32 protein-coding genes and 1 other annotated feature are annotated in these 25,987 nt (G+C 36.9%); of the genes, 18 read left to right on the top strand and 14 right to left on the bottom strand.

The annotated features are described in order from the left end of the window. Positions 1 to 51 precede the first annotated feature (51 nt). From PYW34_RS12810 to PYW34_RS12795, 4 genes are read right to left on the bottom strand one after another with little or no spacing between them, the layout of a single operon-like run. The gene (locus PYW34_RS12810; RefSeq protein ID WP_197082477.1) at positions 52 to 873 is read right to left on the bottom strand and encodes a PTS system mannose/fructose/sorbose family transporter subunit IID; all 822 of its coding nucleotides are present in this window, start codon (positions 871 to 873) and stop codon (positions 52 to 54) included. 5 nt (positions 874 to 878) lie between these two features. Beyond that, the gene (locus tag PYW34_RS12805) at positions 879 to 1,697 is read right to left on the bottom strand and encodes a PTS mannose/fructose/sorbose/N-acetylgalactosamine transporter subunit IIC (protein WP_002329955.1); all 819 of its coding nucleotides are present in this window, start codon (positions 1,695 to 1,697) and stop codon (positions 879 to 881) included. A 20-nt stretch (positions 1,698 to 1,717) separates the two neighbouring features. After that, complete coding sequence (locus PYW34_RS12800; protein WP_002329956.1) at positions 1,718 to 2,215, bottom strand: PTS system mannose/fructose/N-acetylgalactosamine-transporter subunit IIB; 498 nt, start codon at positions 2,213 to 2,215, stop codon at positions 1,718 to 1,720. Positions 2,216 to 2,248: 33 nt separating this feature from the next. Next, positions 2,249 to 2,671 (bottom strand): PTS sugar transporter subunit IIA, encoded by a 423-nt coding sequence (locus tag PYW34_RS12795; RefSeq protein WP_002329957.1) that lies wholly within the window; start codon positions 2,669 to 2,671, stop codon positions 2,249 to 2,251. Between the two features lie 333 nt (positions 2,672 to 3,004). On the opposite strand from PYW34_RS12795, the gene PYW34_RS12790 reads away from it, so the two are divergent. The 6 genes from PYW34_RS12790 to PYW34_RS12765 all read left to right on the top strand — a co-directional run bounded on the left by PYW34_RS12790 (position 3,005) and on the right by PYW34_RS12765 (position 8,501). Continuing rightward, a complete protein-coding gene (locus PYW34_RS12790; protein WP_002328852.1) occupies positions 3,005 to 3,685 on the top strand; it encodes an IS6-like element IS1216 family transposase in 681 nt (226 codons plus the stop codon). Positions 3,686 to 3,764: 79 nt separating this feature from the next. Continuing rightward, positions 3,765 to 5,603 (top strand): PRD domain-containing protein, encoded by a 1,839-nt coding sequence (locus PYW34_RS12785; RefSeq protein ID WP_016925783.1) that lies wholly within the window; start codon positions 3,765 to 3,767, stop codon positions 5,601 to 5,603. A gap of 8 nt (positions 5,604 to 5,611) precedes the next feature. After that, on the top strand, positions 5,612 to 6,244 hold the full coding sequence (locus tag PYW34_RS12780) for an HAD family hydrolase (RefSeq protein WP_002292426.1): 633 nt from the start codon (positions 5,612 to 5,614) through the stop codon (positions 6,242 to 6,244). Positions 6,245 to 6,334: 90 nt separating this feature from the next. After that, positions 6,335 to 6,566 (top strand) — a binding site (T-box leader). 72 nt (positions 6,567 to 6,638) lie between these two features. Beyond that, entirely contained in the window at positions 6,639 to 7,454 is an 816-nt protein-coding gene (locus PYW34_RS12775) for a MetQ/NlpA family ABC transporter substrate-binding protein (RefSeq protein ID WP_002334637.1), read from the top strand. A 22-nt stretch (positions 7,455 to 7,476) separates the two neighbouring features. After that, positions 7,477 to 7,983 (top strand): peptide-methionine (S)-S-oxide reductase MsrA, encoded by a 507-nt coding sequence (msrA, locus tag PYW34_RS12770; RefSeq protein WP_002334638.1) that lies wholly within the window; start codon positions 7,477 to 7,479, stop codon positions 7,981 to 7,983. Positions 7,984 to 8,093: 110 nt separating this feature from the next. Further along, complete coding sequence (locus PYW34_RS12765) at positions 8,094 to 8,501, top strand: SRPBCC family protein (protein ID WP_002334639.1); 408 nt, start codon at positions 8,094 to 8,096, stop codon at positions 8,499 to 8,501. Between the two features lie 116 nt (positions 8,502 to 8,617). Here the strand turns inward: PYW34_RS12765 and PYW34_RS12760 are convergent, their stop codons facing one another. Then, a complete protein-coding gene (locus PYW34_RS12760) occupies positions 8,618 to 9,043 on the bottom strand; it encodes a helix-turn-helix domain-containing protein (RefSeq protein ID WP_002334640.1) in 426 nt (141 codons plus the stop codon). A gap of 77 nt (positions 9,044 to 9,120) precedes the next feature. On the opposite strand from PYW34_RS12760, the gene PYW34_RS12755 reads away from it, so the two are divergent. The 4 genes from PYW34_RS12755 (at position 9,121) to PYW34_RS12740 (ending at position 11,503) form a co-directional block, all read left to right on the top strand. Continuing rightward, on the top strand, positions 9,121 to 9,540 hold the full coding sequence (locus PYW34_RS12755; RefSeq protein WP_002334641.1) for a hypothetical protein: 420 nt from the start codon (positions 9,121 to 9,123) through the stop codon (positions 9,538 to 9,540). A 376-nt stretch (positions 9,541 to 9,916) separates the two neighbouring features. Further along, the gene (locus tag PYW34_RS12750; RefSeq protein WP_002334642.1) at positions 9,917 to 10,162 is read left to right on the top strand and encodes a hypothetical protein; all 246 of its coding nucleotides are present in this window, start codon (positions 9,917 to 9,919) and stop codon (positions 10,160 to 10,162) included. A 134-nt stretch (positions 10,163 to 10,296) separates the two neighbouring features. After that, the gene (locus PYW34_RS12745) at positions 10,297 to 10,653 is read left to right on the top strand and encodes a hypothetical protein (protein WP_002334643.1); all 357 of its coding nucleotides are present in this window, start codon (positions 10,297 to 10,299) and stop codon (positions 10,651 to 10,653) included. A gap of 166 nt (positions 10,654 to 10,819) precedes the next feature. Beyond that, positions 10,820 to 11,503: an IS6-like element IS1216 family transposase gene (locus tag PYW34_RS12740; RefSeq protein WP_172459283.1), complete on the top strand. Its 684-nt coding sequence runs from the start codon at positions 10,820 to 10,822 to the stop codon at positions 11,501 to 11,503. Between the two features lie 132 nt (positions 11,504 to 11,635). Here the strand turns inward: PYW34_RS12740 and PYW34_RS12735 are convergent, their stop codons facing one another. After that, complete coding sequence (locus tag PYW34_RS12735; protein ID WP_002334644.1) at positions 11,636 to 12,181, bottom strand: hypothetical protein; 546 nt, start codon at positions 12,179 to 12,181, stop codon at positions 11,636 to 11,638. A 149-nt stretch (positions 12,182 to 12,330) separates the two neighbouring features. On the opposite strand from PYW34_RS12735, the gene PYW34_RS12730 reads away from it, so the two are divergent. From PYW34_RS12730 to PYW34_RS12720, 3 genes are read left to right on the top strand one after another with little or no spacing between them, the layout of a single operon-like run. After that, entirely contained in the window at positions 12,331 to 14,814 is a 2,484-nt protein-coding gene (locus tag PYW34_RS12730; protein ID WP_002314383.1) for a vitamin B12-dependent ribonucleotide reductase, read from the top strand. Positions 14,815 to 14,827: 13 nt separating this feature from the next. Continuing rightward, the gene (locus PYW34_RS12725) at positions 14,828 to 15,391 is read left to right on the top strand and encodes a cob(I)yrinic acid a,c-diamide adenosyltransferase (protein ID WP_002334645.1); all 564 of its coding nucleotides are present in this window, start codon (positions 14,828 to 14,830) and stop codon (positions 15,389 to 15,391) included. A 15-nt stretch (positions 15,392 to 15,406) separates the two neighbouring features. Next, complete coding sequence (locus PYW34_RS12720) at positions 15,407 to 15,811, top strand: DUF4430 domain-containing protein (RefSeq protein WP_002314381.1); 405 nt, start codon at positions 15,407 to 15,409, stop codon at positions 15,809 to 15,811. A 119-nt stretch (positions 15,812 to 15,930) separates the two neighbouring features. Here PYW34_RS12720 and PYW34_RS12715 read toward each other — a convergent pair whose 3' ends face one another. The 3 genes from PYW34_RS12715 to PYW34_RS13085 all read right to left on the bottom strand — a co-directional run bounded on the left by PYW34_RS12715 (position 15,931) and on the right by PYW34_RS13085 (position 17,418). After that, positions 15,931 to 16,611, bottom strand: coding sequence for an IS6-like element ISS1N family transposase (locus tag PYW34_RS12715; RefSeq protein ID WP_002319817.1), 681 nt, complete (start codon positions 16,609 to 16,611; stop codon positions 15,931 to 15,933). Positions 16,612 to 16,701: 90 nt separating this feature from the next. Next, positions 16,702 to 17,040: a hypothetical protein gene (locus PYW34_RS12710; protein ID WP_025478019.1), complete on the bottom strand. Its 339-nt coding sequence runs from the start codon at positions 17,038 to 17,040 to the stop codon at positions 16,702 to 16,704. A gap of 117 nt (positions 17,041 to 17,157) precedes the next feature. Next, the gene (locus PYW34_RS13085; protein ID WP_080019597.1) at positions 17,158 to 17,418 is read right to left on the bottom strand and encodes a hypothetical protein; all 261 of its coding nucleotides are present in this window, start codon (positions 17,416 to 17,418) and stop codon (positions 17,158 to 17,160) included. Positions 17,419 to 17,678: 260 nt separating this feature from the next. On the opposite strand from PYW34_RS13085, the gene PYW34_RS12705 reads away from it, so the two are divergent. Further along, a complete protein-coding gene (locus PYW34_RS12705) occupies positions 17,679 to 18,971 on the top strand; it encodes an ISL3-like element IS1251 family transposase (protein WP_002334646.1) in 1,293 nt (430 codons plus the stop codon). A gap of 90 nt (positions 18,972 to 19,061) precedes the next feature. Here PYW34_RS12705 and PYW34_RS12700 read toward each other — a convergent pair whose 3' ends face one another. Further along, positions 19,062 to 19,475, bottom strand: a complete 414-nt coding sequence (locus PYW34_RS12700) for an Hsp20/alpha crystallin family protein (RefSeq protein ID WP_002292906.1) — start codon at positions 19,473 to 19,475, stop codon at positions 19,062 to 19,064. 368 nt (positions 19,476 to 19,843) lie between these two features. After that, positions 19,844 to 20,970, bottom strand: a protein-coding gene (locus PYW34_RS12695; RefSeq protein ID WP_128440552.1) for an IS3 family transposase whose coding sequence is annotated in 2 segments (ribosomal slippage) — positions 19,844 to 20,742 and positions 20,742 to 20,970 — 1,128 coding nt in all. Because the reading frame shifts where the segments join, the coding sequence is not laid out codon by codon here. Positions 20,971 to 21,034: 64 nt separating this feature from the next. Here PYW34_RS12695 and PYW34_RS12690 point away from each other — a divergent pair. Both PYW34_RS12690 and PYW34_RS12685 read left to right on the top strand, forming a co-directional pair. After that, complete coding sequence (locus PYW34_RS12690; RefSeq protein ID WP_016925872.1) at positions 21,035 to 21,367, top strand: ATP-binding cassette domain-containing protein; 333 nt, start codon at positions 21,035 to 21,037, stop codon at positions 21,365 to 21,367. A gap of 59 nt (positions 21,368 to 21,426) precedes the next feature. Beyond that, positions 21,427 to 21,723, top strand: a complete 297-nt coding sequence (locus PYW34_RS12685; protein WP_002293180.1) for a bacteriocin immunity protein — start codon at positions 21,427 to 21,429, stop codon at positions 21,721 to 21,723. A gap of 267 nt (positions 21,724 to 21,990) precedes the next feature. On the opposite strand, the gene PYW34_RS12680 is transcribed toward PYW34_RS12685, so the two are convergent. Then, complete coding sequence (locus PYW34_RS12680; protein ID WP_232842513.1) at positions 21,991 to 22,242, bottom strand: hypothetical protein; 252 nt, start codon at positions 22,240 to 22,242, stop codon at positions 21,991 to 21,993. A 148-nt stretch (positions 22,243 to 22,390) separates the two neighbouring features. On the opposite strand from PYW34_RS12680, the gene PYW34_RS12675 reads away from it, so the two are divergent. Further along, entirely contained in the window at positions 22,391 to 23,536 is a 1,146-nt protein-coding gene (locus PYW34_RS12675; RefSeq protein WP_002334648.1) for an IS256 family transposase, read from the top strand. 405 nt (positions 23,537 to 23,941) lie between these two features. Here the strand turns inward: PYW34_RS12675 and PYW34_RS12670 are convergent, their stop codons facing one another. Both PYW34_RS12670 and PYW34_RS12665 read right to left on the bottom strand, forming a co-directional pair. Then, on the bottom strand, positions 23,942 to 24,349 hold the full coding sequence (locus PYW34_RS12670; protein ID WP_002307501.1) for a type II toxin-antitoxin system death-on-curing family toxin: 408 nt from the start codon (positions 24,347 to 24,349) through the stop codon (positions 23,942 to 23,944). Continuing rightward, positions 24,346 to 24,579, bottom strand: coding sequence for an addiction module antitoxin (locus PYW34_RS12665; RefSeq protein WP_002295764.1), 234 nt, complete (start codon positions 24,577 to 24,579; stop codon positions 24,346 to 24,348). Before PYW34_RS12665 ends, PYW34_RS12670 begins: the two co-directional genes overlap by 4 nt. A 321-nt stretch (positions 24,580 to 24,900) precedes the next feature. Between PYW34_RS12665 and xerS the strand changes: the two genes are divergently transcribed. After that, positions 24,901 to 25,986 carry a tyrosine recombinase XerS gene (gene xerS / locus PYW34_RS12660; RefSeq protein ID WP_002295762.1) on the top strand — a complete coding sequence of 362 codons (1,086 nt, stop codon included), beginning with the start codon at positions 24,901 to 24,903 and terminating at the stop codon, positions 25,984 to 25,986. Position 25,987: the final 1 nt, after the last annotated feature.

Raw genomic sequence — 25,987 nt, 5'->3', positions numbered from 1 at the left:
ACCTTTGAGCGACAGGGATACTTCTTTTTCTATTCCCATTCTTACAAACCTTTAGCAGATCCCTAGTAAACCTAAGATGATCCCTAGGAACATGATAGCGAACATCACGATGTTGACGTTGACTTTCTTACGTAGCAGGTAGAAGGCCAGCAAAGTCACACACAGTGGCACGATACCGATGAAAAGTTGGTCCAAATAGTCTTGGATCTTCATCGCTTCTTCGGCACCTTTAGCAGAAACTTCCAGGATCGTTTTGAATTTCACGTTGGAAGCCGTCATGGAGCCCATCATCATCAAACCTAACATACTGGAAGCTTTGGTGAGGATCTTCATTCCGCCAGATTCGTACATTTTTTTGATGAAGCTGGCACCAACGGAGTAGCCGCTGTACAAAGCATAGTAATGGATCAAGAAGGCTGGGATGTTATACAAAGCTAAGAACACGATGGCTCCTAAGGGAGAACCAGTGGAAGCGATGGAGATCCCGATCCCAGCTGCGATGACCCGCAGGATCCCCCAGAAGAAGGAATCACCGATCCCAGAGATAGGGCCCATCAAGGAAGCCTTAACGGCGGTGATGGAGCTGTCATCGAAGGTTGGGTCTTCACTGTTTTGTTTTTCCATGGAGGCTACCAGCCCCATGATGAAGTTGTTGATATGCATGGTGGCATTGAACCAAGTGGTATGGCGGACCAAGGCATCGGCCCGTTCTTCTTTGGTTTTGTAGAAACGATTGATCACTGGTAACAAGGTGTACATGACACCGACTGCGTGGTATTGAGTGGCCCCAGTCCGGCTGGCATTCATGGTCCAAGACCGCCAGAAGACGGACCGCATCATTTTTTTATCTTCAGGGCTCATATCTTTAGTCATCTTACTCATGCGAAGAAATCCTCCTCTTCATCTTCTTTCGTCATAGGGGCACCATTATTGCCGGAATGAGCAACTGCACCGCTTTCGATATCCCGGATCTGCAAGTCCCGTTGGGCACTTACGACACAGATCACGACACCTAAGACAGCGACAGCCACAGCTGGCAAGCCTAGGTAAGCTGTCAAAACAAAACCTAAGATATAGAAGACAGCTAGTTTGTTATCCCAAAGTAACTTCATCAACATTGCGAACCCGACAGCAGGTAGTAGGCCCCCAGCAGCACTTAATCCGTTCATCAGATTTTGGGGAATATTCTCAACGAAGGTGTTGACTGGGCCACTACCGGCCAGGATGCCGATGAAGGAGATGGAAGCGATGATCACGTAATAGATCACCCAAGTCCCATAATGGAGGGCAACCACCATTTTTTCATTGCCTTCACGGGCAGCTTTATCCAAAGAAGGTGCGAAGATATTCATAAAGACGTTTTTCAAGAACATAACAACAACGGCAGCTAACATACCGATCGGCACGGCCAAGGTCATGGCAGCTTTGGTTTCAACATTGGAAATAATTGCAAAGGTCGTTGCCATCGTCGTAGCAGTTACTGGTTCGGCAGCGATAACACCGCCGATATTGACGTTTCCTAAGAAGATCGCTTCTAGGGAGGCCCCCATCAGGATCCCGGTTTTCATATCGCCCATCAAGATCCCGGTCACTAGACCGACGACTAGCGGGCGTTCCATCATACTTTGGCCTGTTAGGTAATTACCTGCGAAACAGATAAAGACGGCTAACGCGGCCATGGTTGCGTGCATCAACATAATTTTTTCCCTCCCTTATCCTAGACTTTCGCTACTGCGTCTTTGAGACTCAGCTGCGGATTTGATGGCAATACTTGGTTGTAGCTGTTGACCCGAGTCAGTTGGGCTAATTCTTTCGCCGCCGCTAATTCCTCAGGGTTTAATTGCACACTTGGAAAGATCATCGTTTTTGATTTCGGATCGGATTTGTCGAAGCGGCCAGCGTTGGCAACATTGACGGTTTCTAGGTCTTCCACGTTTTGGGCGATCTTATTGGCATCGCTGACGGAGTTCACGATCACGAACATCCGTTTATCTTTGCCCCGAGGATCGTTGAAGACGTTGATGGCGTCATCGACTTTTCGGATCAATAATTTCATGCCGTTGGGCACGGCCATCTTCAAGGTCATTTGCATGACTTCGTTGTTGGCTGCTTCGTCATTAGCAACTACTAACAGGGGTGCGTTCAATTCTTTGGTCCATACTACGGCTACTTGTCCGTGGATCAAGCGGTCGTCTACACGAATTTGGGTGATCATTTTTCATTCCTCCAGTTTTGGGTGTGGGTTGGTTTAATCGAAGATCGAATCATCGTCTTCGTCGGCGATCTGAGTCGGTACCACTTGTACCTGACTTTCACTGACGGCTTGTTGGATCTGTTCCAGGCTGAGGGCTTCGTCACCGCCTAAGAATAGGACGGATAAGATCACTGCCAGGTTGGCATTGGTGATGATGACGATGTTGTCTTTTTTGGCATTCATTAGTTCAGTGAAGGCCTTTTGGTTGACGCTGCCGCCGAAGAGATCGGTGAAGATAAAGCCTTGTTCCTCCGGTTGGACGGAAGCGATGAATTCATCGATGGCGGGGGTGTAATCTTCGTCGATGATGTAGGCGTTGATGACTTGGAAGTCATTGCCTTTGTCCGCCAGAATGTTCAAGGAGCTTTGGAAGCCTTTGGCTAATTCGCCGTGAGTGGCGATCAAATATTTCCGCATGGGTTTCACCTCGCTTTTGTCTGTGGTTTCGATTTGTTTTTACACTTTACTATACGCAAGAGGTGTGCCAAGTTTTTCGTTATGGGAGAATGTTGATGTGGCGGTGTTTATGCTGGATGTTGATGTGTTTAAACAGATAGGAGATTGCTTAAACAGATGGTGGGAGTGAGCAAAAAAGGTGGGAATAAGAGTGGTTTTCCGGTACTGAGGGGGAATTTTCCTGTTTTGAATAATGAGGGGTGCTAGAATTAAAGTAAAGGGTTCTGTTGCAAAGTTTTAAATCTACTATCAAATAAGGTAGAATAATAGAAAAAGATAGCAGGAGGAATGACGATGAATCATTTTAAAGGAAAGCAATTTCAGCAGGATGTGATTATTGTAGCCGTGGGCTACTATCTTCGTTATAACCTTAGCTATCGTGAAGTTCAAGAAATCTTATATGATCGTGGCATTAACGTTTCTCATACGACGATTTATCGTTGGGTGCAAGAATATGGCAAACTACTCTATCAAATTTGGAAAAAGAAAAATAAAAAATCCTTTTATTCATGGAAAATGGATGAAACGTACATCAAAATTAAAGGAAAATGGCATTATTTGTATCGAGCCATCGATGCAGATGGTTTAACCTTGGATATTTGGTTACGTAAAAAACGGGACACACAAGCAGCCTATGCTTTTCTTAAGCGGTTAGTGAAGCAGTTTGATGAACCGAAGGTTGTAGTCACAGATAAAGCCCCCTCTATTACAAGTGCCTTTAAGAAACTAAAAGAATACGGCTTTTATCAAGGGACAGAACATCGTACCATTAAATACCTGAATAATTTGATTGAACAAGACTATCGTCCAGTAAAGAGACGCAATAAATTCTATCGAAGTTTACGCACTGCCTCTACCACGATTAAAGGCATGGAAGCCATTCGAGGATTATATAAGAAAACCCGAAAAGAAGGCACTCTCTTCGGGTTTTCGGTCTGTACTGAAATCAAGGTATTATTGGGAATCCCAGCTTAAATCATAGATACCGTAAGGGATTTTATTCTTTATTTAAAACTTTGCAACAGAACCCTTCTTCATTACAGAAAGCAGCATTTTGGATAAGGAGCTGCAGGTTTCTTATCAAATGATTGATTTCTTGCTAAATAGTGATTTAGAAGGAAATGTCGGGAAAATCAAGAATATCATCAAATACGCCTGTGGAAATGCCTATGTGCATCAGAAGAATAGTCAGACGATCTTTGTTCGGTTAAAGGATCTGCCACTAGAGTACAATCTGAAATTCAAAGAACAGTTTAGTAAACCAAAGAAGAAAATGTCAGATCGCACATACCTACCCAACACGACTCAGCAAATTCACTTGGAAAGCAAAGAGACACAACTGCTTCGTAATTTTTTTGATGAAGTCGTATCAGAATTTAAAAAGGTCCAGAAAAAAGAGAGTCAGCCGCAAGAATTCATTGAGGATACTGTTAGTCGTGTGACACAAATGATGGACGAATTTATTTTTCAAGGAACGTATGAAAAGGAAGAGTCTTTATATTCCGTGCTGACTTATCATATTCGACAAACACTGGATATGATGTATAAGAACTATGGATTTGAACAGGATGGCAATCGGGTTGTTTCTTTAGCAAGCTATCTTTATCTAAAGGATAATACAGATATTTTAGATAGTGATTATGGCTGGCAGGAACAAAAAAATGAGTTGATGGAATTCTTGGATTCATTTTTAGAAACGCCATTTTGGTATGCTAAAAAGCTATTGAGCTATTTATCCCAGCAGTTGGATCAGCGATTATTGGATGAAGATATTGTTTTTGTGACTTTTTATTTTTATAGTTTACAGATCAGCGACCTGCCGAATGACGTAAAATGTATCGTACTAGCCCATGGCTATTCAACAGCCATCAGTTTGGCGAATGTCGTGAATCGGATGCTAGGGAAAAATGTGTTTCAGGCCTATGATATGCCCATCAATATCACCTTAGACAAGGTTGAAACAAAGATTATTCGTTATATCAATGATTATAGTACAGATTCAGGATTGATCCTACTAGTAGATATGGGTTCCTTCAAGCAATTGGGGGAACGTCTTTCAAATCATATTAAGAGTCCTTTGGTTATTATTGATAATGTCAGTACACCGCTTGTATTGGAAGTCGGAGAACATATTGTCAACGGCAACAGTGTCACCGAAGTTTATGAGGCCATCACTGTCGAAAACCGTATACAAAAGCAACTGATCATCCCAGAGGTAAATAAGAAAAAAGCGATCATTACCTGCTGTTATACAGGAATAGGAAGCGCCACTCAAATCCAAGAAATCCTACAGAAGTGCTTGGGTGATTCTGCAAAGGAATTGACCATCCTGCCTTATGACTATAAAAAATTAGCTGAGAATAAAATGTATGAGACTCCATTTCAGCTGTATGATGTCTTGATGATCGTTGGGACAGAAAACCCGAAAATCAATCAAGTCCCATACATTGGTTTGGATCAATTAATCAACGGAGAAGCCGTTTCAGAATTTGCGGAGCTATTGCATGAACAAGTCGACATTGATAGTGAAGCCTTCAAGAGTCAATTGATTTTTAATTTCTCGATTAACAAGATCGTAGAAAATTTAACGATCCTTGATGCAATGAAGGTTTTGAGATTGGTACAAAAGGCCGTCAAAGAACTCGAAAAACTAATGGGGATCGAATTTTCAAACAATCAATTGTTCTTGCTTTACATGCACTGCTGCTCAATGATCGAACGTATTTTACGCAAAGAAAGTGTAGATGAACAAGCAGATATCAAAGAATATATTCAAAAAGAGGGACATAATATGGAGTTGATCCATCAAGCATTTCAAGAGGTTGAGAAGGAATATACGATTGAGCTTCCTTTGTTAGAGCTTCGCTTACTAAATGATATTGTGAAGGACTAGGTGAGAGAATGAGAAAAGCAGTAATATTTGATATGGACGGTGTGCTAATTGATAGTGAACCCTTCTATTTTAAACGTCGAATGGATTTTTTTAAGTTTAAAGGCATACAACCAGGCTCTGATAAATTTGAAGATTATGTAGGAAACTCGGAAAAACAAACATGGGAAATGCTGATCCCTGAAGATGAGATCACACGCGATCGCCTCCATCGAGAGTACCTTCATTACAAGCAGCGACACGGAATTGATTTTTCAAAGGCTATTCGAGAAAGCGTGCCATCAGTATTAGAACAATTGAGAGTAGAAAATATCGCAATTGGATTGGCCTCGTCATCCCCACGCAAAGAAATTGATCAAATGTTATCCGACTGCAAATTGGAACGCTATTTTTCATATACTATTAGTGGGGAAGAGTTAAAGGAAAGCAAACCTAATCCGGAAATCTATTTGATCAGTCGCGACGCCTTAGCCTGTGATGATTGCCTAGCTGTGGAAGATTCAACATTAGGGATTGCTTCGGCTAAAGCTGCGGGCATTTATACGGTTGCTTTGAAACAAGGGTTCTTTATGGATCAGAGTAAAGCGGATATTATTATCAATGAGCTGACAGAGCTTGTGACGTTGCCACAGGTAACACGATAGAGGTGAAACTCCTCAATTTAAAAGTTGAGGAGTTTTCGCTTTTTTTTGTTGCAAAGCAAGATTGTTTATATTAGAATAACGTAAATCAATAATGAAGCATTGAAGAGAAGAGTAATTGACTAATAGACGATTAAAGAGACCCTCGGCAGGTGAAAAGAGGGATCGTGGAAAATCAATGAAGATGAGCTCTGAGCCTTTAGTTTGTTCACGCAAGCTGGACGGGAAGCGACCGTTACATCGCCGGGTATGTTTGTACCGTTGAGGTATTATTTGTGAGAATAATACGAATAAGGGTGGTAACGCGAAAATATTCGTCCCTTTATTTATCAGGATGCTGATAGGTAAAGGGATGAATATTTTTTTTATTTGTCAAAAAAATTGGGAGAGTGTTTGTATGAAAAAAATTGGTTTGGTTTTATTGGTGTTAGGTTGTGTGACTTTATTAGCTGCCTGCGGCTCGGGTTCAGCTGAGAAGACGGATAAGGTAAAGATTGGTGCTTCACCGACGCCCCATGCAGAAATCTTAGAGCATATTAAGCCGGAGTTGAAGAAGAAGGGGATCGAATTAGAGATCGTCAAGTTCGATGACTATGTTTTGCCAAATAAGGCATTGGAAAATGGAGACATCGATGCGAATTATTTTTCAACGGTTCCATACTTCAATTTGCAAAAGAAAGAAAATGGGTATCAATTTTCAAATGTGGGGGCGATCCATCTTGAACCAATGGGCATTTATTCACACAAAATAAAGAAAATTGCTGCTATTCCCGATGGGGCAAAAGTGATTGTTTCAAATGTGCCCTCTGAATGGGGCCGAGTCTTAAATATCTTTGTAAAAAATAAGTTGATCAAAATTAAACCTGGGATACAAATTGATCAGGCAACTTTTGAGGATATTACTGAAAATCCTAAAAATCTGGTCTTTGATCATAGTGTGGATCCGACATTACTGACTTCAGCCTATGAAAATAATGAAGGGGATTTAGTCGCGATTAATTCTAATTTTGCTTACGAAAAAGGGTTGAATCCAGTGAAGGATTCCTTGATGATCGAACAAAACGATTCGCCATATGTGAATATTGTCGCGACGAAAACGACGAATAAGGACAATAAAGACATTAAAACAATTGTTGAAACATTGCATGAAGCCAAGGTTCAACAATGGGTTGAAAAGAAATGGGGCGGATCCATCGTCCCTGTGGATGAATAAATGTAAAGGATAGGTGAGAAAGATGGAGCGAGCAATTTTTGCAGGAGGTTGTTTTTGGTGTATGGTCAAACCCTTTGATTCATTGCCGGGAATTGAATCAGTGATTTCTGGGTATACTGGCGGTGAGAAAGAAAATCCAACGTATTTAGAAGTAAAGAGCGGCGATACAGGCCATACTGAGGCGGTAGAAATTATTTACGACCCAGAATTCATTTCATATCAAGAATTAGTAGAAATTTATTGGCAGCAAACAGATCCGACAGATGCTTTTGGTCAGTTTGAAGATCGTGGCAGCAGTTATCGTCCGGTCATATTTTATTTTAATGAAGAACAAAAAAGAATTGCTGAGAAAAGTCGAGACAGCTTGCAGGCAAGTGGAAGGTTTGATCAGCCGATCGTAACAACCATCGAGGCTGCAAAAACTTTTTATCCTGCTGAAGCTGAACACCAAGATTACTACCAAAGAAATCCGGAGAACTATCAAAGAAACGCCGAGCGAAGAAATAAATTTATTCATGAAGTTTGGTAACTCCAAGAACGGTCAATCCACCCTTATTAAAACACGCAGAATTAGTATCAAAACTGAGAGGTTTTACTATGTCCAGTACAGTAAAATGATAATAAAGGGGTTGGATAATTATGACTACTGAAAGAATCGAAGCAATCTTTCATGCTGATATAGAAAAAGTTTGGCAGGTGGTCACTTCAATGACAAACACAAAGTGGCGAAGTGATCTGAATAAAGTTGAAGTCCTCGAAGATCAGAAGGTTTTCGTTGAGTACACTACTCAAGATTTCCCCACGACCTTCACAATCACAGAGTTTGAACCCATGAAGTTTTACGCATTCGAGATGGAGAATGTAAATATGAAAGGAAAATGGACAGGTGAATTTTTCTCCTTAAGCGATCACAAAACAAAAATCCATTTTACTGAAGCGATTCAGGCTAAAAAAATTTACCTGAGACCGTTTGTTAAAAGCTATCTAAAAAAGCAACAGAAAACGTATGTAAACGATTTGACTAAATATCTACATGAAAGTTTTTAAGGCTGGAAACGCTGAGTATCTCTTTAAGTATTGTTCAACACCTCACTGAAAGTCGCGCTTTTTAATAGTAAATACCCATCTGACGCTTTTTCAGCTTGCGTCGAATGGGTATTTTATCAATGATTTATTTTGAAATACTCTGCTTCAGAAGATCGGTATTTAAGTTGTTCCATGTCAGTGATTTGAAATTTCCGTTTTTCCCGTTTTAAAATACCATCATCACATAACTTATTCAGTAAGCGCAGCAAATGCCGATAGCTAATCCCAATCGTAGCGGCCACATCTGTCAGATTATCGAAAAAATAATTCTTATAGGAACCTTGCAGGATATAGGTACATAATCGCTGTTCACCGGAATATAAGGCGTTCGACGTATAATTATGCGAGCTGTTAATCAAGTTTTCTGACAGCCCTTTGGCTAACGTGGTCATAAATGTCAAATTTTTAAAAATCGAATCCTGATCATCTTGAAATGGAACGATAATGACTTCGAAAGGGGAAAGGGTAATGACCGAAGCAGTGGCATAAGTCGTGTTGGACATTAATTCAACATCACTTTTTTTGTTGTTTTGAGGTAAGACTAATTCACTTAAAAATATATTAATATTTCTGGAGGTGCTTGAATGGGATCTATTGGAATCGAAGTCAGAGAGAAAGATTTGGAGACAGTCAGCACGAAAATAAAACTATTGAACAGTCAAATTTGGTATTAGAAGAAGGATTTGCGGTCAAGTATTGTTATCTTTTTGAGCGAGGTGAAAAGGTGCCGGTCCAAGTGGATAGAGTGGGGATCAATACTATTTATCCCAAAATTCGTTTTGTCTTTGACAAGAAAAACAACGTAATAGCAGAAAGAGCCTGTGCAGGAGCAAGACTCAGGACTACAAGAGAGAATAATTGGTTGTCTATAAATAAAAAGGGGAATACAAATAGAGCTTTATATATTTACCAACTTATTGAGAAGATTGAGGATCGTGAACACGCGAAGAAGATGCTTGATCATTACTATGCTGGTAAAAGTTCTAAAAGAGGCAACTAGGAGAAGTTGTAACTGTCTAAACGTCTATTGTTTGCTAATTAAATTAGCAATTTTTTCTAACACATTCTTTCCTGGCGTACTGATAACGAGTACAAAAGGAGCTAAAACTAAATACATGAATTTTTGGGATGTAGAACCCCCTCCAAGTTAATCAGCAAGGCTAATAAGGGGCTTGGAGTAACCGATAGAATTATCGGTGTGCCTGAAAACATTGAAGGATTTGCAAAGATATACCCAAGGTATTGAGCGAATATCCGGCCTTCATAGGAGTTAGATTATCTCCGGTTGCAAAAATCTGCGAATTATTCGTTCTACGTTTTTACTTAGTAAACAATAGACGTTTAGTTAATAAAAAAACGAAGAAGGGAGTATTTTCATGCAGCAAGAAATTTCAATGAAATCAATCACACTTCCCATAGGTAAAACTGTTGATCCGATTTGGGATAATGAAAAATCAAATATCATGTTAGGGATTAAAGTTGCTCCTAATATGGTCTTATCATTATTTGACAACAAAGTAGTTGATAAACAGTCAATTTACCAATTAGAGGAAATTGTTTTAGTTACCAAGTACAAAAAAAAAGACAGAGGTACCTATTGGAAAAGTCTGTTTAGCCCCTGATGGTAGTTATCGTTGCTATGTAAAAGACGGTGTAAGGATAAATCGTGGGAAAATTGTTTTGCCACGGGTAAAGAAAAGGAAGCATTTTTAATTGTCTTTTTCATAACAACTATTTTTTTTAAGGAGTGGAAGATATGGGGAGTACAAAAGTGATTATAGCGTTAGGCCTCTATTTTTTTCTATTGTGGATCTCACTAGTGTTTGTCTTCGATGATTGGAAAGAAGCTTCAGCAATTAGAAAAGCAAATTATACAGTATTGATACTTGTGCTTGCTATCAGATTAGGGGCATTGGTGGTATTAGATTGCATTAATACTACGACATTCGCCAATACAAATGACCAAACAGAGACAATAGCACAGATGCAGAGTGAAAAGATAGATGATTCTAGATCTATGATTGATATTTTTTCAATGAATAGTGATCAAACACAGAGAACAATTGATAGAGGGGACACCGTACCAGAAAGCAGGGGACACCATGCCGACTAAACACAAACGAAGAAAGATTGTGTTTAAGAAAAAAACTAACGACAAATTAGATTGGTTGGTGGAAGAAGCAAACAAAAAATCTAATAAAAAAGGGTTCTGTTGCAAAGTTTTAAATCTACTATCAAATAAGGTAGAATAATAGAAAAAGATAGCAGGAGGAATGACGATGAATCATTTTAAAGGAAAGCAATTTCAGCAGGATGTGATTATTGTAGCCGTGGGCTACTATCTTCGTTATAACCTTAGCTATCGTGAAGTTCAAGAAATCTTATATGATCGTGGCATTAACATTTCTCATACAACGATTTATCGTTGGGTGCAAGAATATGGCAAACTACTCTATCAAATTTGGAAAAAGAAAAATAAAAAATCCTTTTATTCATGGAAAATGGATGAAACGTACATCAAAATTAAAGGAAAATGGCATTATATGTATCGAGCCATCGATGCAGATGGTTTAACCTTGGATATTTGGTTACGTAAAAAACGGGACACACAAGCAGCGTATGCTTTTCTTAAGCGGTTAGTGAAGCAGTTTGATGAACCGAAGGTTGTAGTCACAGATAAAGCCCCCTCTATTACAAGTGCCTTTAAGAAACTAAAAGAATACGGCGGCTTTTATCAAGGGACAGAACATCGTACCATTAAATACCTGAATAATTTGATTGAACAAGACCATCGTCCAGTAAAGAGACGCAATAAATTCTATCGAAGTTTACGCACTGCCTCTACCACGATTAAAGGCATGGAAGCCATTCGAGGATTATATAAGAAAACCCGAAAAGAAGGCACTCTCTTCGGGTTTTCGGTCTGTACTGAAATCAAGGTATTATTGGGAATCCCAGCTTAAATCATAGATACCGTAAGGGATTTTATTCTTTATTTAAAACTTTGCAACAGAACCATCTTAAATAATACGCAAGGCTTCCTATTTGAATTATAGGTTTAATTTAATAAGAGATATTGTGATTTAGATACTCATCTAACTATTTAATTTATTTTTCGAACTATTAATAGCAGGTAATAAAATTCGTTTAAACACAGGAACTAATACAAGATAAAAGATTAAATTACTCGTTCCATGGAGGATATCAAAAAATAATCCTTGAAAATAATAGGCCCAAAAAGAAGGTAGTTGATATATAAAGACTTCAACTCTCGATACGATCAATCCGTAAAGAAGGCCACATAAAAATGCAATGATTGCTTGGATAGAGATGTGATGCTTAATCAGGGCACAGTTAGATAAAAAATGAAAAACCGTAACGATACTACTGAAGGCGATCAGTTGGCTGATTGTCCAACTACCCATTCCTAAATAAAGGTTCGTGCCTAATAAGCTTACTAAAGTAACGATTAAAGCATCTGTATAACTTCCATAAAAAGCGAGTAAAAGTAGAATGGCTGTCATTGGTTGTACATTCGGTATCCAATTAAAAAGGATTCTACCAACAATACAGGCGGCACTAAATAAAGCGAGGGTGGTAATCCTTCTGATTGGAAAGCGTGAATTAGAGGTTGGTAACACTAGGAAAACTCCCTTGTTTTAATTGATAATAGTTCTCATTGTATCAGAATAAAAATTAATTACAAGATTGAATTACACTTTATATAGTGCTATAATCATTGGCGGGCACAATATGTTGTGTTTGTTGATGATAAAGGTGGTAGTATTTAATGGATTATCCTAAAAAATATATAGAAAAATTAAATCAAGATATCTCTTCTTATAAAGAAGTCGCTAAGATAACTGCAGAAATGACTCAAACATTTGATGGGATTTCAAGATTAATCATGCTTGATCGCTATGCATTTAAAGATATGAGCGGAAAAACTTTGACAGTCGGGGATTTGGTTATTTTAACAACCCATGCTGATCCACAATATCCAGCAAGAGGGATCGGAAAAATTGAAGAAATCAATAAGGAACAGTTGATAATTCGAATTGAGGAAGAATTTCAAAGCTCGTTAACTGATCCAGAAGAAATTGCTTCAGGACGAGTGATTCGAAATATAAATGAGGTTGAGAAACCGCTTGAACTTTATTTTGAACAAATTGCAGCTCGTGTTGCTAGAGGAATCTCTGATATTGAAGGAGAAAAAAAAGCTCAGTTTTTTACCGAGTTTTATCAGCATTTGACAGAGCAAAATCTCATTCCTGCTGGTCGTGTACTTTATGGTGCAGGAACGAATTCAGAAGTAACATACTTTAATTGCTACGTTATGCCATTCATCCATGACTCTCGTGGGGGCCTAGCAAAACATCGTCAAGAAGTGATGGAGATTATGAGTCGCGGTGGCGGTGTAGGAACGAACGGTTCAACGCTACGGCCAAAATCGGCGATCGTCCATGGGGTGAATGGGAAATCATCAGGTTCAGTTTCGTGGCTCAATGACTTAGCTAATTTGACGAATTTAGTTGAACAAGGCGGGAGTCGTCGGGGAGCACAAATGATCATGTTGAATGATTGGCATCCAGATATTTTTGAATTCATTATCTCTAAGATTCAGAATCCGGCCATTTTACAAAATTTGATCCACACTAGCCAAAGTCCGACAGTGCGCCAATTAGCTAGTGAAAAACTGACTTTTGAACCACTGACAGCAAATGAAAAAGAATGGTTAGAATTTTTGGTTGATCATCCGACAAATGATATGGAGGATAAATTTTTAAAAACGGCTCAACAGAAATTAAAAGCGGGTGGTACGTACAGTGTGAAAGACCCTGATTTCTTGACCGGAGCCAATATCTCCGTCTGTTTAACAAAAGAATTTATGGAAGCTGTCGAAACCGACCAAACTTATGAGTTACGCTTTCCAGCAATCGAAGACTATGACGCTAGTGAAATGGCTGATTATGATCAACATTGGATGGAAATTGGAGATGTCAGAGAATGGGCTGAAACAGGGCGTAAAGTAAAAATACATCAAACGATCAAGGCTCGCGAATTGTGGGATTTGATTACTTATTGTGCAACGTATTCAGCAGAACCGGGAATATTTTTTATCGATAATGCTAATGAGATGACCAATGCTCAAGCCTACGGACAAAAGGTAGTTGCAACCAATCCATGTGGGGAACAGCCATTGACGCCTTATGCGGTATGCAATCTAGCAGCAATTAATTTAGCCAATATGGTTGATAAAAAAACGAAAGTTGTCGACTTTGAAAAATTAACTGATGTCGTAAGAGCTAGTGTTCGTTTTCAGGACAATGTAATTGATGCGACGCCTTACTTTTTTAAAAAAAATGAGCAGCAAGCTAAAGGTGAACGACGCGTTGGACTTGGGGTCATGGGATTGGCAGATTTATTGATTTATTGTGAAAAAGTCTATGGATCTGAAGATGGAAACCGTTTAGTAGATCAAGTATTTGAAAAAATTGCTGTTACGGCTTATCAAACGTCCGTCGAACTAGCAAAAGAAAAAGGCAGCTTCCCATTTTTAGTAGGCAAAACAGTCGAGGAAACAACCGCGCTTCGTCAACGTTTTATTGAATCGGGTTATATGAAGAAGATGCCGGAATCAATCCGACAAGCGATTCTAAAATACGGTATTCGTAATTCTCATTTACTAACAGTCGCACCAACAGGGTCAACGGGTACTATGGCTGGTGTTTCAACCGGACTAGAACCATATTTCTCTTTTTCTTATTTTAGAAGTGGTCGCTTAGGAAAATTCATTGAAGTTAACGCTGAAATAGTCAGTGAATATTTAGAAAAAAATCCAGAGAAAACTGCGGATAATCTACCACCATTCTTTGTCACTGCCATGGAGCTTTCACCAAAAGATCACGTGAGTGTTCAATGTACGATCCAACGTTGGGTAGATAGCTCTATCTCAAAAACAGTCAATGCACCTAAGGGTTATCAAGTGAAACAAGTAGCTGCGATCTATGAAGATCTGTATCAAGGCGGTGCTAAAGGTGGAACTGTCTATGTGGATGGTAGCAGGGATTCGCAAGTGTTGACACTTGAAGCAGATGACAATGTATTTGAAGAACCTGTAGTAGGGGTGGCAGATAATCAAATTACTCTTGACTCATTAGAATCATCAGAAGCAGAAGAAATATGTCCGATTTGCCATGAGGGTAGAATTGAAGAAATTGGTGGTTGCAGTACCTGCACTAACTGTAAAGTACAACTAAAATGTGGCTTGTAAAAGGAGCTATTCGATGAAAATTTATACTAAAAGCGGCGATAAAGGAAATACTAGTATTATTGGTGGAGAAAGAATAAAAAAATCTGACGCTCGCGTTTGTGCTTACGGTAGCGTTGATGAAGTAAATTCTTGGGTCGGTAAAATTATTTCAGAGTTGGATGATAAAAAGTTTGAGCTGTTGAAAAAAGAACTAGTTGTATTACAAATTTTACTTTTTGATATTGGAACAGACTTGGCTACACCCATCGGGATTAAAGAAATGATTGTAGGGAAAGAAGAAGTAACTAAGATTGAAACGCTGATTGATTTTTATCAAGCAAAAGTTCCAGTCATTGAAAAATTTATCTTACCTGGAGGACATCCGGTGGCATGCGATATGCAAATTACACGAACAGTTATTCGTCGGGCAGAACGTGAAATCACACGATTGATTGTTTCAGATGAACCTATCAATTTACATGCATACAAAATTATGAATCGCTTATCAGATTTATTTTTTGTACTTGCACGTTATGTAAATCATGTTTATGCTACCAAAGAGCCATTTTATGAACGAGCAGGGAAGGTATTCCATTAAGAGAGGGTTTTAAACTTGAAAAAATTAGCAACATTATTAACCGTTTTTATCGGACTATTCATTATGACAGGGTGCCAATCAAATCAAAATGATCAAGCCTCTTCAAAAGCATCCACTCAAGCAACAAGCGAGGTTGCTAAATCAAGCGCGCTGATAAAATTGACTGATAGTGATAAAGAGATCACTTCAAAAACAGTCACTTACAAATCAGGAGAATCATTATTGGTAATTTTAAAGGCTAACTTTGAAGTAAAAGAAAGGGATGGCTTTATTACTTCAATTGATGGTCATGCGCAAGATGAGAGTCAAAATAAATACTGGACATTCACTATCAATGGAAAAATGGGTGAAAAAGGCGCAGGTGAAACTACATTAGATAATGATGATCAGGTAGTTTTCAATTTGGGTGTATTTAAATAAAAATTATCGTTCTTTACAGCAATTGGGCGATAATTAAGTATGAGAAAATTATTAGTTTTTAAAGGGGTTCTGTTGCGAAGTTTGAAAATCAAACGCGCCCTCTCTGAACTCCAAATATCTTAGGCTGTTATTCCCATTAATACCTTGATTTCAGTAGACACCGAAAAGCCGAAGAGCGTTCCATTTCTTCGGTTCTTTTTATATATTCCTCGAATGGTCTCCATGCCCTTAATCGTGGAAGAGGCTGTACGTAGACTTTGATAAAATTTATTTCGTCGTTTAATAGGTCGATGGTCTTGTTCTATTAAATTGTTAAGATACTTCACAGTTCGGTGCTCTGTCTTAGTATATAAACCCACACTCTGTAACTTTCTAAAGGCGGAGCCAAGAGAAGGTGCTTTATCGGTCACAATTGCTTTCGGCTCACCAAACTGTTTATGGAGTCGTTTTAAGAAAGCATAGGCTGCTTGCGTATCCCGTTTCTTTCGTAACCAGATATCTAAGGTTAAGCCGTCCGCATCAATTGCACGATAAAGATAATGCCAACGTCCCTTAATTTTGATATACGTTTCGTCCATTTTCCATGAATAGAAGGATTGTCTATTTTTCTTCTTCCAAAGATAATAGAGGACTTTGCTGTACTCTTGTACCCAACGATAAATCGTAGTATGACAAACATTTATTCCACGATCATATAACAATTCCTGAACTTCACGATAGCTTAGATTGTAACGCAGGTAGTAACCAACAGCGACAATAATGACGTCTTTTTTGAATTGTTTGCCTTTAAAATGATTCATTACTCTGTCCTCTCTGTCTTTTTTCTCAATTTTACACTAAAATAGATTTTTTGGAAAACTTTGCAACAGAACCAAAGAAGGTATCAAGAGTCACAGTGAATTTATTCCGAAAAGTGAAAAGAGCAAATTTAATTTTACAATTCGCGTATTCAAAAAAAATAGCACAATGGCAAAGATCATAAGAGAGATCATAAACCCCAATGAATGACTAAAAAGAAAAGCAGAATCACATGCCATATCATCCCATATTTCTTCAAGAAAATAAATAAGCGGGAAAAAGGGAAGGAATAGTAGAACATCGATCCAGCACCATTTTTTTCTTCTTTTGAAATAACATAAAACAATAAACATGAACGTGCAGGGAAGTAAAAACAAAGCTTTACTCATAACTAACAAAATACCAGCTCCTTTTATTTTTTTCTCCCCCACATTCAAAGAGTAACAATGGTATGTACTTAATAATAGAAAAATGGATCAACTTGTATGAATATCAGCTGAAAAGATCTGCACCAAATGAAAAACTTCCAGCCAAAACGGACTGGAAGTTTATTTTTTTCTGAAATATTCTAACACAAATATGAAAAAGATGGCCGAAGCTAATAAGCTGATTTCGTAGCAAAACAATGAGATACCAGAGTCGTAATAATAAAATCCTCTAATCTTATGGATAAAATAGATCATCGGACAAGCAGATAAGAGTAAGTATTTATTAGGCCTTTTGAATAAGTAAAAGAAAGCACTGGTCATTATGATAAATGGTATCCAAAACAAAAGTTTACTTAAGACAATCAAATGATCAACTCCCATATTTTTTACCAAGAGAGATCATAACATCTTTATCGTAAAAACAAAATATTTTTTTGCTCATTTTGAAAATTTAAACATACTCGTTCTTATCCAAATATATAAAAATCGCCCCTCATCCATCGAGAGGCGATAAGGGCTCTATACTTTTTGATGTTGGTGGATGACACCAGCATCTTTTTTATTTTCCAAAACATATAGAAAAGACACCTTGAAATCCTTTAGAATTAATTTGGCGAACCAACCCAAAAGGAGGAATCAAGATGTCTTACACTCACCTTATCAAAGAAACATTAGATATTCTAGACTTATCAGTTACTTTTAACGAAAATTGTCTCACAAAAGAAAAATACAAAGGGCAAATCTGTCATATTTATCGTGGAAACTTGATTTATACAGCCCAAGAATGCATCCACTGTAAACACCAGATTGCTTCAGATATTGTGCGTTGGGGTACAACAACCGTCCGGTTGTTAATGAACGATGTTTCTGAATACCGTACCTACCTCGAATTGAAAAAGCAACGCTTCAAATGCAAAGCTTGTCAGCGGACCTTTGTCGCAGATACTTCTGTTGCGAAAAAACATTGTTTCATCAGTGAGAAAGTCCGCTGGTCTGTCGTGACTCGTCTGAAAAAAAATACCTCAATGACAGAGATCGCCGCTCAGAAAAATCTATCGGTCTCTTCTGTTTACCGTATTATGAAGCGATTTTATCGTCCGTTGAATCCTTTTCGGACACCGTTACCTAAGGTACTTTGTTTTGATGAATTCAAATCAGTTCGGGGTGTTTCAGGTGCTATGAGTTTCATCATGATGGATGGACAAACACAGCGCTTATTGGACATTGTCGAGAACCGACAACTGCCTTTTTTAAAACGTTATTTTAGTCATTTTTCACGAGAAATTCGTGAAGCGGTCGAATGGATCGTGATTGATATGTACGCTCCCTATGTATCGCTCGTTAAAAAGCTGTTTCCAAAAGCACAGCTGATTATTGACCGGTTTCACATCGTCCAACATATTGGTCGTACCTTTCGCAATCATCGAATCAAAGAAACGAACCAACTATTAAAAAGCAAAGAACAAAAACACTATCAATTAGGTAAGCAATTAAAAAGATACTGGAAACTTCTTCAAAAAGATGAACGCAAGCTTGATTATACTCGACGCCTTTGGCGACCTGGCTTCAAAGCTCATTTAACAGAGACCGATATTGTGGATCGCTTACTGAAAGGGAGCCCTGCTTTGCGTGTAGGCTATCAGTTATATCAAGACTTTCTTTACGCTGTAAAGGAACGAGACTACGTATCGTTTGAAGAACTACTTACCAATAATATCATGCTTCCCGAAGGCTATCAGACGACCTTGAGAACGTTCCAGAAATTTCTGTCACAAATCAAAAATGCTTTACAACAAAGTTATTCAAATGGCCCACTTGAATGTCTGAACAACCATATCAAAGTGTTAAAACGAAATGCATATGGCTTTCGTAGCTTTTATAATTTCAAATTGCGCATCATGATTCGTCATGGCAACGCATTGATTTTCAACTAAAAAAGATCAAGAGGAACTGATCCACTTGATCTCCAATTATTCTAAGATTTCTCTTTACCAACATCATTTGACAAAGAGCCGCGATAAGTTCTAATTTAACTCAATTTTTTTTGTTTCTTTTGGCTGATGAGCTGTTTTAGGCAATACTAATTTCAGCACACCGTTTTTAAAGGTTCCAGTGATTTTTTCTTCATCAACATTAGGAAGATAGAATGAACGTTTGTAAGAGACCGAATGTCTTTCTTTCCGTACATAGTTGCCATCTTCTTTATCTTCTGTATGGGACTCATGATTGGCGGAGATCGTCAAAGTATTATCTGAATATTCAACTGTCGTGTCTTCTTTGTCATAGCCAGGCATATCAGCAGTTAGTTTGTATTCTTTTTCATTTTCGACTAAATCCACTTTTGGATAACTTGAAACACCTAAAAAATCATTGAATGCTGGACTAAACACGTCATTGAAATCAGGGAACATGTCGCGAATGCTAGGTACATTTGCCATTTTTAATCATCCTTTCAATAAGTATTTTTTATTAATAAAGTTAAAATAAAGTTAATGCAATAGCATCTAAAGTTTTCATTAGAATTCTCCTTTCTTAAATGATAAAAAAATTATATATCAAAAAGAGAAACATTGCTTATGTAACGCTCAGGAATTTTAGCAATCTATGCAAAAAGATGAAAATTTTTTTGCTCTTCCATTAGTACACATTTTTTAGCTGAAGCTGTAAATTTCATGTCTTAATTTTTTTAGTGAGCTTTTATACTGGATTTGTAAGAAAAAAGAAGGAGAGGATCACATATGTCGGATTGGTTGGATATTGCAGGTGGATTTGAGTCAATATCTTGGACACATTTTAGTAGAGACGGTTAAGCCATTTTTTCTTTTGCTAATTCTTCAAATTCCTGTGGGGTTAGATAGTGAATCGAGCTATGGATTCGATTTCGGTTATAAAATCCTTCAATGTAGCTAAGTAGCGCTCGATTTGCTTCTTCAAAATCTGAGTAGCTAGTCGTGTAGACTTCTTCTTTTTTCAATGAGGCATGGAAAGATTCGATTCCAGCATTATCATAAGGTGTTCCTTTTCTACTATAAGAATGCCTTATTTTGTTGGTTTTAAGCCATTGTTCCACTTCTCTTGCTGTGTATTGGCTGCCCAAGTCAGTGTGTAGAATCATTCCTTCTGGAATGTGATAATGTATTTTTGCTTTATTCAATGTTTGAATGACACAATCCACAGTCATTCGTTTTGAAAATGTATAACTAATAATTTTTTTCGTGTGTAAATCCATGATTGAAGATAAGTAACACCAACCATTTTTCTTAGTAGGAATGTACGTAATGTCAGCTGCCCATTTCTCACAGATCGTTTCAGTAGAAAAGTCCTGATTTAAGAGATTCTCTTTTGAAATGATCGGTTTATTAGACCTTTGAGGTCTATATTTTTTAACTACAATCGACCTTAAATTTAATTGTTTCATTAGCTTTTGGACATGTTTAAGAGATACTGAAATCCCTTCTTTTAATAAAACTTGATGGATCTTTGTGGCACCATAGCGTTGTTTATTCGTAAAAAAAATTGTTGAAATCTTCTTTTTCAACTTATTATTTCTGATTTCTGTAGCTGTCAACGGTTTATTCTTATAAAAATAATAGACACTTCTAGGGATTTCTAATAACCGACACAACAAAGAAACAGTGTAATCCTTACACCATTTTTCAATAAATTGAACAAGCGAATTTAGGTTTTCCGAGAGAATATGGCTGCGGCTTTTTTTAAGATTTCAAGTTCCTCATTTAAACGAGCATTTTCTTTTCTCAGTTCAGCTACTTCTTTTCCAGTCAGTCCTGTGGACTGATCAGGTAAATATAAATTCTTCCATTTGTAAATCGTTGCTTCAGATAAGCCATATTCTTTCGCTAACCCTTGAACAGAACGTCCAGTTTGATTCAGTTCAACAATCATTTGTTTAAAATTTTCTTCATATCGGGTCATAAAAATTCATCCTCTCGTAGATAAGTTTAATTTATTCTTGTCTCTACGAAAAGCTGTCTAAGATTTGATACTAACACCAGAATTTGATAAAGTATTGAAAGATACTTGTTTGTGGAGTTTTATTAATGAGCTTCCTCTGGGTCTTGATACGTATCTAGAAGAAAATAGAACGAATTTATCAGGTGGTCAAAAGCAAAGAATAGCTCTAGCAAGAGTTTTATTATCAGAAAGTAAAGTTTTATTGTTAGATGAAGCTACGAGTGCTCTAGATTCTAAAACTGAAATGCGAATTTTTGATAAGTTATTAACATACTCTAATAAGACATTAATAATGATATCCCATAACCTTAACTTAATAAACAAGTGCGATTTGATAATTGATTTAGATAAAAAGTGACTTCGAGAAATTATAATAAAATTATTTAAAAGTAAATTAAAATTAAGGAGGATTAATAAATGAGTAATTTAAAATGGTTTTCTGGCGGAGATGATCGAAGCAAAAGAGCAGAAATAATTATTACTGAATTATTAGATGATTTAGAGACAGATTTAGGAAATGATTCCCTTCGAATGATATTGCACACCTACCTTGGAAATCTGAAAAATGAAGGAACTTCAGTACCTTTAATTTTAAGTCGTATGAATTTAGAAATATCAAATGCAATAAAAAAAGACGGTGTATCTTTAAATGCAAAGCAATCAAAAAAATTAAAAGAATTGATGTCTATATCTAATATAAGATATGGTTATTAGTAATTTCGGTTGCGTCAAGAATTATGTGTAAATGAAATGCCTCCGTACATATAATATGATGCTATTTTTGTATTTACTTTTACTGTTTTTCTTAGGATTAGGGGGAGTAGGTACTGCTATTTTGGATGACTATAAGTGGTCGTTGTTTAGTGGAATTTGTAGGAGAATGAAAAAAAGTGCAACTGTTGAGTCTTATGAATGCTGGAAGAAGGAAATGAATGTGTAGAGGTATACAAAAGAGCCTAGCAATAGATACTAGGCTTTTTCCTATGGCTTTAAAATGTATACAGGTGGAATATGAATGTTGTTTGGACGATCACCGTTTCTGTCAGATAAACGTTGGAAAGCGCCGTGTAGACCTTCTACCAAATGACTGGATGGCAATAAATTGTGCCAATTTGTTACGATTTGATTTAATTTATTTAATCGATTCTGTTTTTCATTAAGTTGATCATCCATGTAAATATTTAGTACGTTTGTTAGGTATTGTGCCCACATTTTTAATTCGATAGAGTCCACATGGTCTGCTACGAAAGCTAGTTTTTCCAATATGAGTTTTGGATAGCGTAAAATATTTTGTGTAAATAGAAATTTAGGGTAGAGAAAAAGAAAGTCCATTCTGTAAAATTAAAGTTACCACACAGAAATTTTATAGGAGGACTTTCTCATGACTAATTTTACTATAGAAATTATGCAAACACTCCTCAATAAAGGGGATCTAGATGAACTATTTCGAGATTATTTAGAACGAGCGATTAATTCACTACTACAAGCAGAGCTAACTGCTTTTTTAGATTACGAAAAATATGATCGAAATGGATTCAATTCAGGAAATTCCCGTAATGGGAATTATTCACGTACATTTAAAACAGAATATGGAGAGTTGAATTTAACCATTCCTAGAGATCGGAATGGCGAATTTTCTCAACAAACACTCCCAGCATATAAGAGAACCAATGATTCGTTAGAAACGACCATTATCAAATTATTTCAAAAAGGCATTACTATGGCTGGAATCTCCGAATTAATTGAAAAAATGTATGGTCACCACTATACACCACAAACGATCTCCAACATGAGTAAACTCGTGTCTGAAGATGTTTTAGCGTTTAAGGAAAGAACGTTAGAATCAAGTTATTCCGTTATATTTATGGATGCGACGCATATCCCAGTGAAGCGACAGACTGTTTCGAAGGAAGCAGTGTACATTACGATTGGTATTCGATTAGATGGAACCAAAGAGGTTCTTGGGTTTACTATTGCCCCAACTGAGTCTGCTTATATTTGGAAAGAAGTTCTTCAAGATCTTAAAAACCGTGGGTTAAAAGAAGTTTTATTAGTCGTGACAGACGGATTAAGCGGTATTGAAGAAAGTATACATAGTGTGTATCCGAATGCCCAATTCCAACAATGTTGTGTGCATGTATCTAGAAATATCGCTCATAAAGTTCGTGTTCGAGATCGAAAAGAAATTTGTGAGGACTTCAAATTGGTTTACCAAGCGAATTCAAAAGAAGAGGCATTGGATCACATCGACTTTATGACTAGGAAATGGAAAAAGCAGTATCCAAGAGTCGTCAATTTACTCTTGAATCCTGCCCTATTAACCTTTTATAATTTCCCTCACACCATCAGGCGAACAATTTATTCGACGAACTTGATTGAAGGCTTTAATAAGCAGCTAAAACGATATACTCGAAGAAAAGAACAATTCCCTAATGAAGAATCTCTAGAGAGATTCTTAGTTTCGCAATTTAATCAATATAACCACAAGTTTTTAGGTAGGATTCACAAAGGATTTAAAGAAATTTAGGATACATTAGAGTCAATGATTTAACTATAATTAACGGAATGGATTTTCCATTTACACATAATTCTTGACGCTACCTCATAATAATTAAGAGCTTTAAAATTAGTATTTATTAGATACTTAAAAGCTATTTTAGTATTGATAAATTGTTACCAGCAACAAAAAAGAAGTTACTTAGTGCTAACTTTTGAGCAACTGCTAGAGGAGGTAGGATATGGCTAATTATCCTGTAATTTTTATTGTATTTTCTAGAAATGTAATTATTCTCTTAAACATTCCAGCATATCCAAGTATATAGAAAATTTACGTTTTCTGTATAGTTGGATTTGAATTATAGCTATTTGTAATTTACTTCAATTATTTCGCTATAGCAGCTAATAACACTATAAAGACACATACAGCAACTCCTTAAATGGGTTTCGTATGTGTCTTTATAGTGTTGATCACTTCATATTTTAGTTGGTCAAAATCCTTATCATATGTAGCAATATATACCACTAAATTTACAGCATCTTTTTGATCAATAGCTAAAAGCTGTCCATTGATTTTCAAAAAGACAAAAGTAGCTAAGAAAGCAGTACGTTTATTTGCATTATGAAAAGGATGTTTCTTTATCAATTGTATAAGTAGGATAGCTGCTTTTTCATAAATCGAAGGATAAACCTCTTCACCAAAAGCTGAGGCTCGAAGTTGTCCTACACACATTTCTAAAGCATTCGCGTCCTTTACACCAATGGGTTCATTAGGAGAGTATTTTTTTATTTGGATCACATTCATTTTTATAACATCTTTGGCTTCTAGGTAATGAACACTCATTTATCGACAAGCTCTCTAAAAGTAGTATCATATTCAGTTAATGCTTGAGATATTGCTACATCGATCTCATCAGATAAGGTTTGTTTTTTTGTAATTGCTGCTCGAAGTTTTTCTTCATCTAAAAAAACCGTATCTCCAGGATTTAACCCATTTTCTTTAAGAAACTCCTTTGAAATAGTTAATACTACTGAATTCCCTACTTCTCTGAATTTTCTTTCTTTGATTGCCATAGTCTTCTCCCCTTTTTTGTTTGTATATACAGTATATACGCTTATTGATTTTAAATCAATCGTAGTCCCTCTCATGTCTAACTCTATAGAAAGATTGTTCTTTCTATAGAATTAAGAAAAACCAAAAAAATTTTTAGAATACAAACTGCTATCCCCTCGCCTATTTATATATACCATTTATTTTATATGATTATATAGAACCTTATATAATTTGTGTTTTCCAAAAAAAATATAGCATACCAATTGACAAACGTCCCTATAATTGGTATAGTCCAATTGTAGGGGTACTCCTCTCTCCTACTTATTGAAAGGATGAATGACATGAAAAATACAGAAATATATCAAAAAATAGATACAATCATACTTCATATGCCCGATTATATAAAAGATTTTGTTCAAGATCGTGAAGATAAAGATCAATCACCTCGAACCACTTTAGAATATCTAAAAAATTATAAGCTCTTTTATGAATGGCTTCTGAGTGAGTCTATCGTTCCTGATACTTCAATCACCTCGATAAGACATTTAACTGCCTATGACCTAAACTTGTACAAATCTCATTTGAAACGTCGCGCAAAAGAAAATGTAAAAAAAGATACAACAAAAGCTAAGCTCGAAGATAATAATAACTTAGGCCTATCCACTTCTACTATCAATAGAAATATAACAGCATTGAAAGTTCTATTTAAATATCTTTCGAAAAGTTCCAATAATCCTCTAGGAAAACCATACTTAGACGATAATCCTATGGACCAGGTAGCAACTATCACAGATAAAACAACTTTAGCAGCTCGTGCAAATGCCATTGAGAAAAAATTATTTCTAGACGAAGATACACAAAATTATCTAGATTATATTGCCAATGAATATAAAAATACTTTGAGCAAACGAGCTCTGATCTATTACCATCGAGATGTAGAAAGAGACCTGGCGATCAATGCACTGATTTTAGGATCTGGATTGAGACTCTCCGAGGTTGTAAATATTAACTTAGATGATCTATCTTTGGATAAGAATAATGTGGTAGTAACTAGAAAAGGAAATAAGAGAGATGCGGTCAATATAGCAGCGTTCGCAATGGAATATTTAGCTAATTATCTAGCTATTCGGAAAGAAAGATATAAAGTGACAGAAAACGAAAAAGCATTATTTCTAGCAATTTACCAAGGAGAAGCCAAACGTATATCCGGTATTGCAATCGAACGGATGGTAGCAAAATATTCGAAAGGATTCAGAGTCCAAGTCAGTCCGCATAAACTGCGTCATACATTGGCTACTAGACTCTACCAACAGACAAATTCTTTGGTATTGACTGCCCAACAATTGGGACATTCAAGTACCAATACAACGACTTTATATACCCATATAGACAATGCGGCTACAATTGATGCATTGAATTCATTATAAA

It is taken from the genome of Enterococcus faecium (genome assembly GCF_029023785.1).
Classification (GTDB): Bacteria; Bacillota; Bacilli; order Lactobacillales; family Enterococcaceae; genus Enterococcus_B; species Enterococcus_B faecium.
Note: the sequence above shows the minus strand (reverse complement) of the source record. Positions and strands in the feature narration are given on the sequence as shown.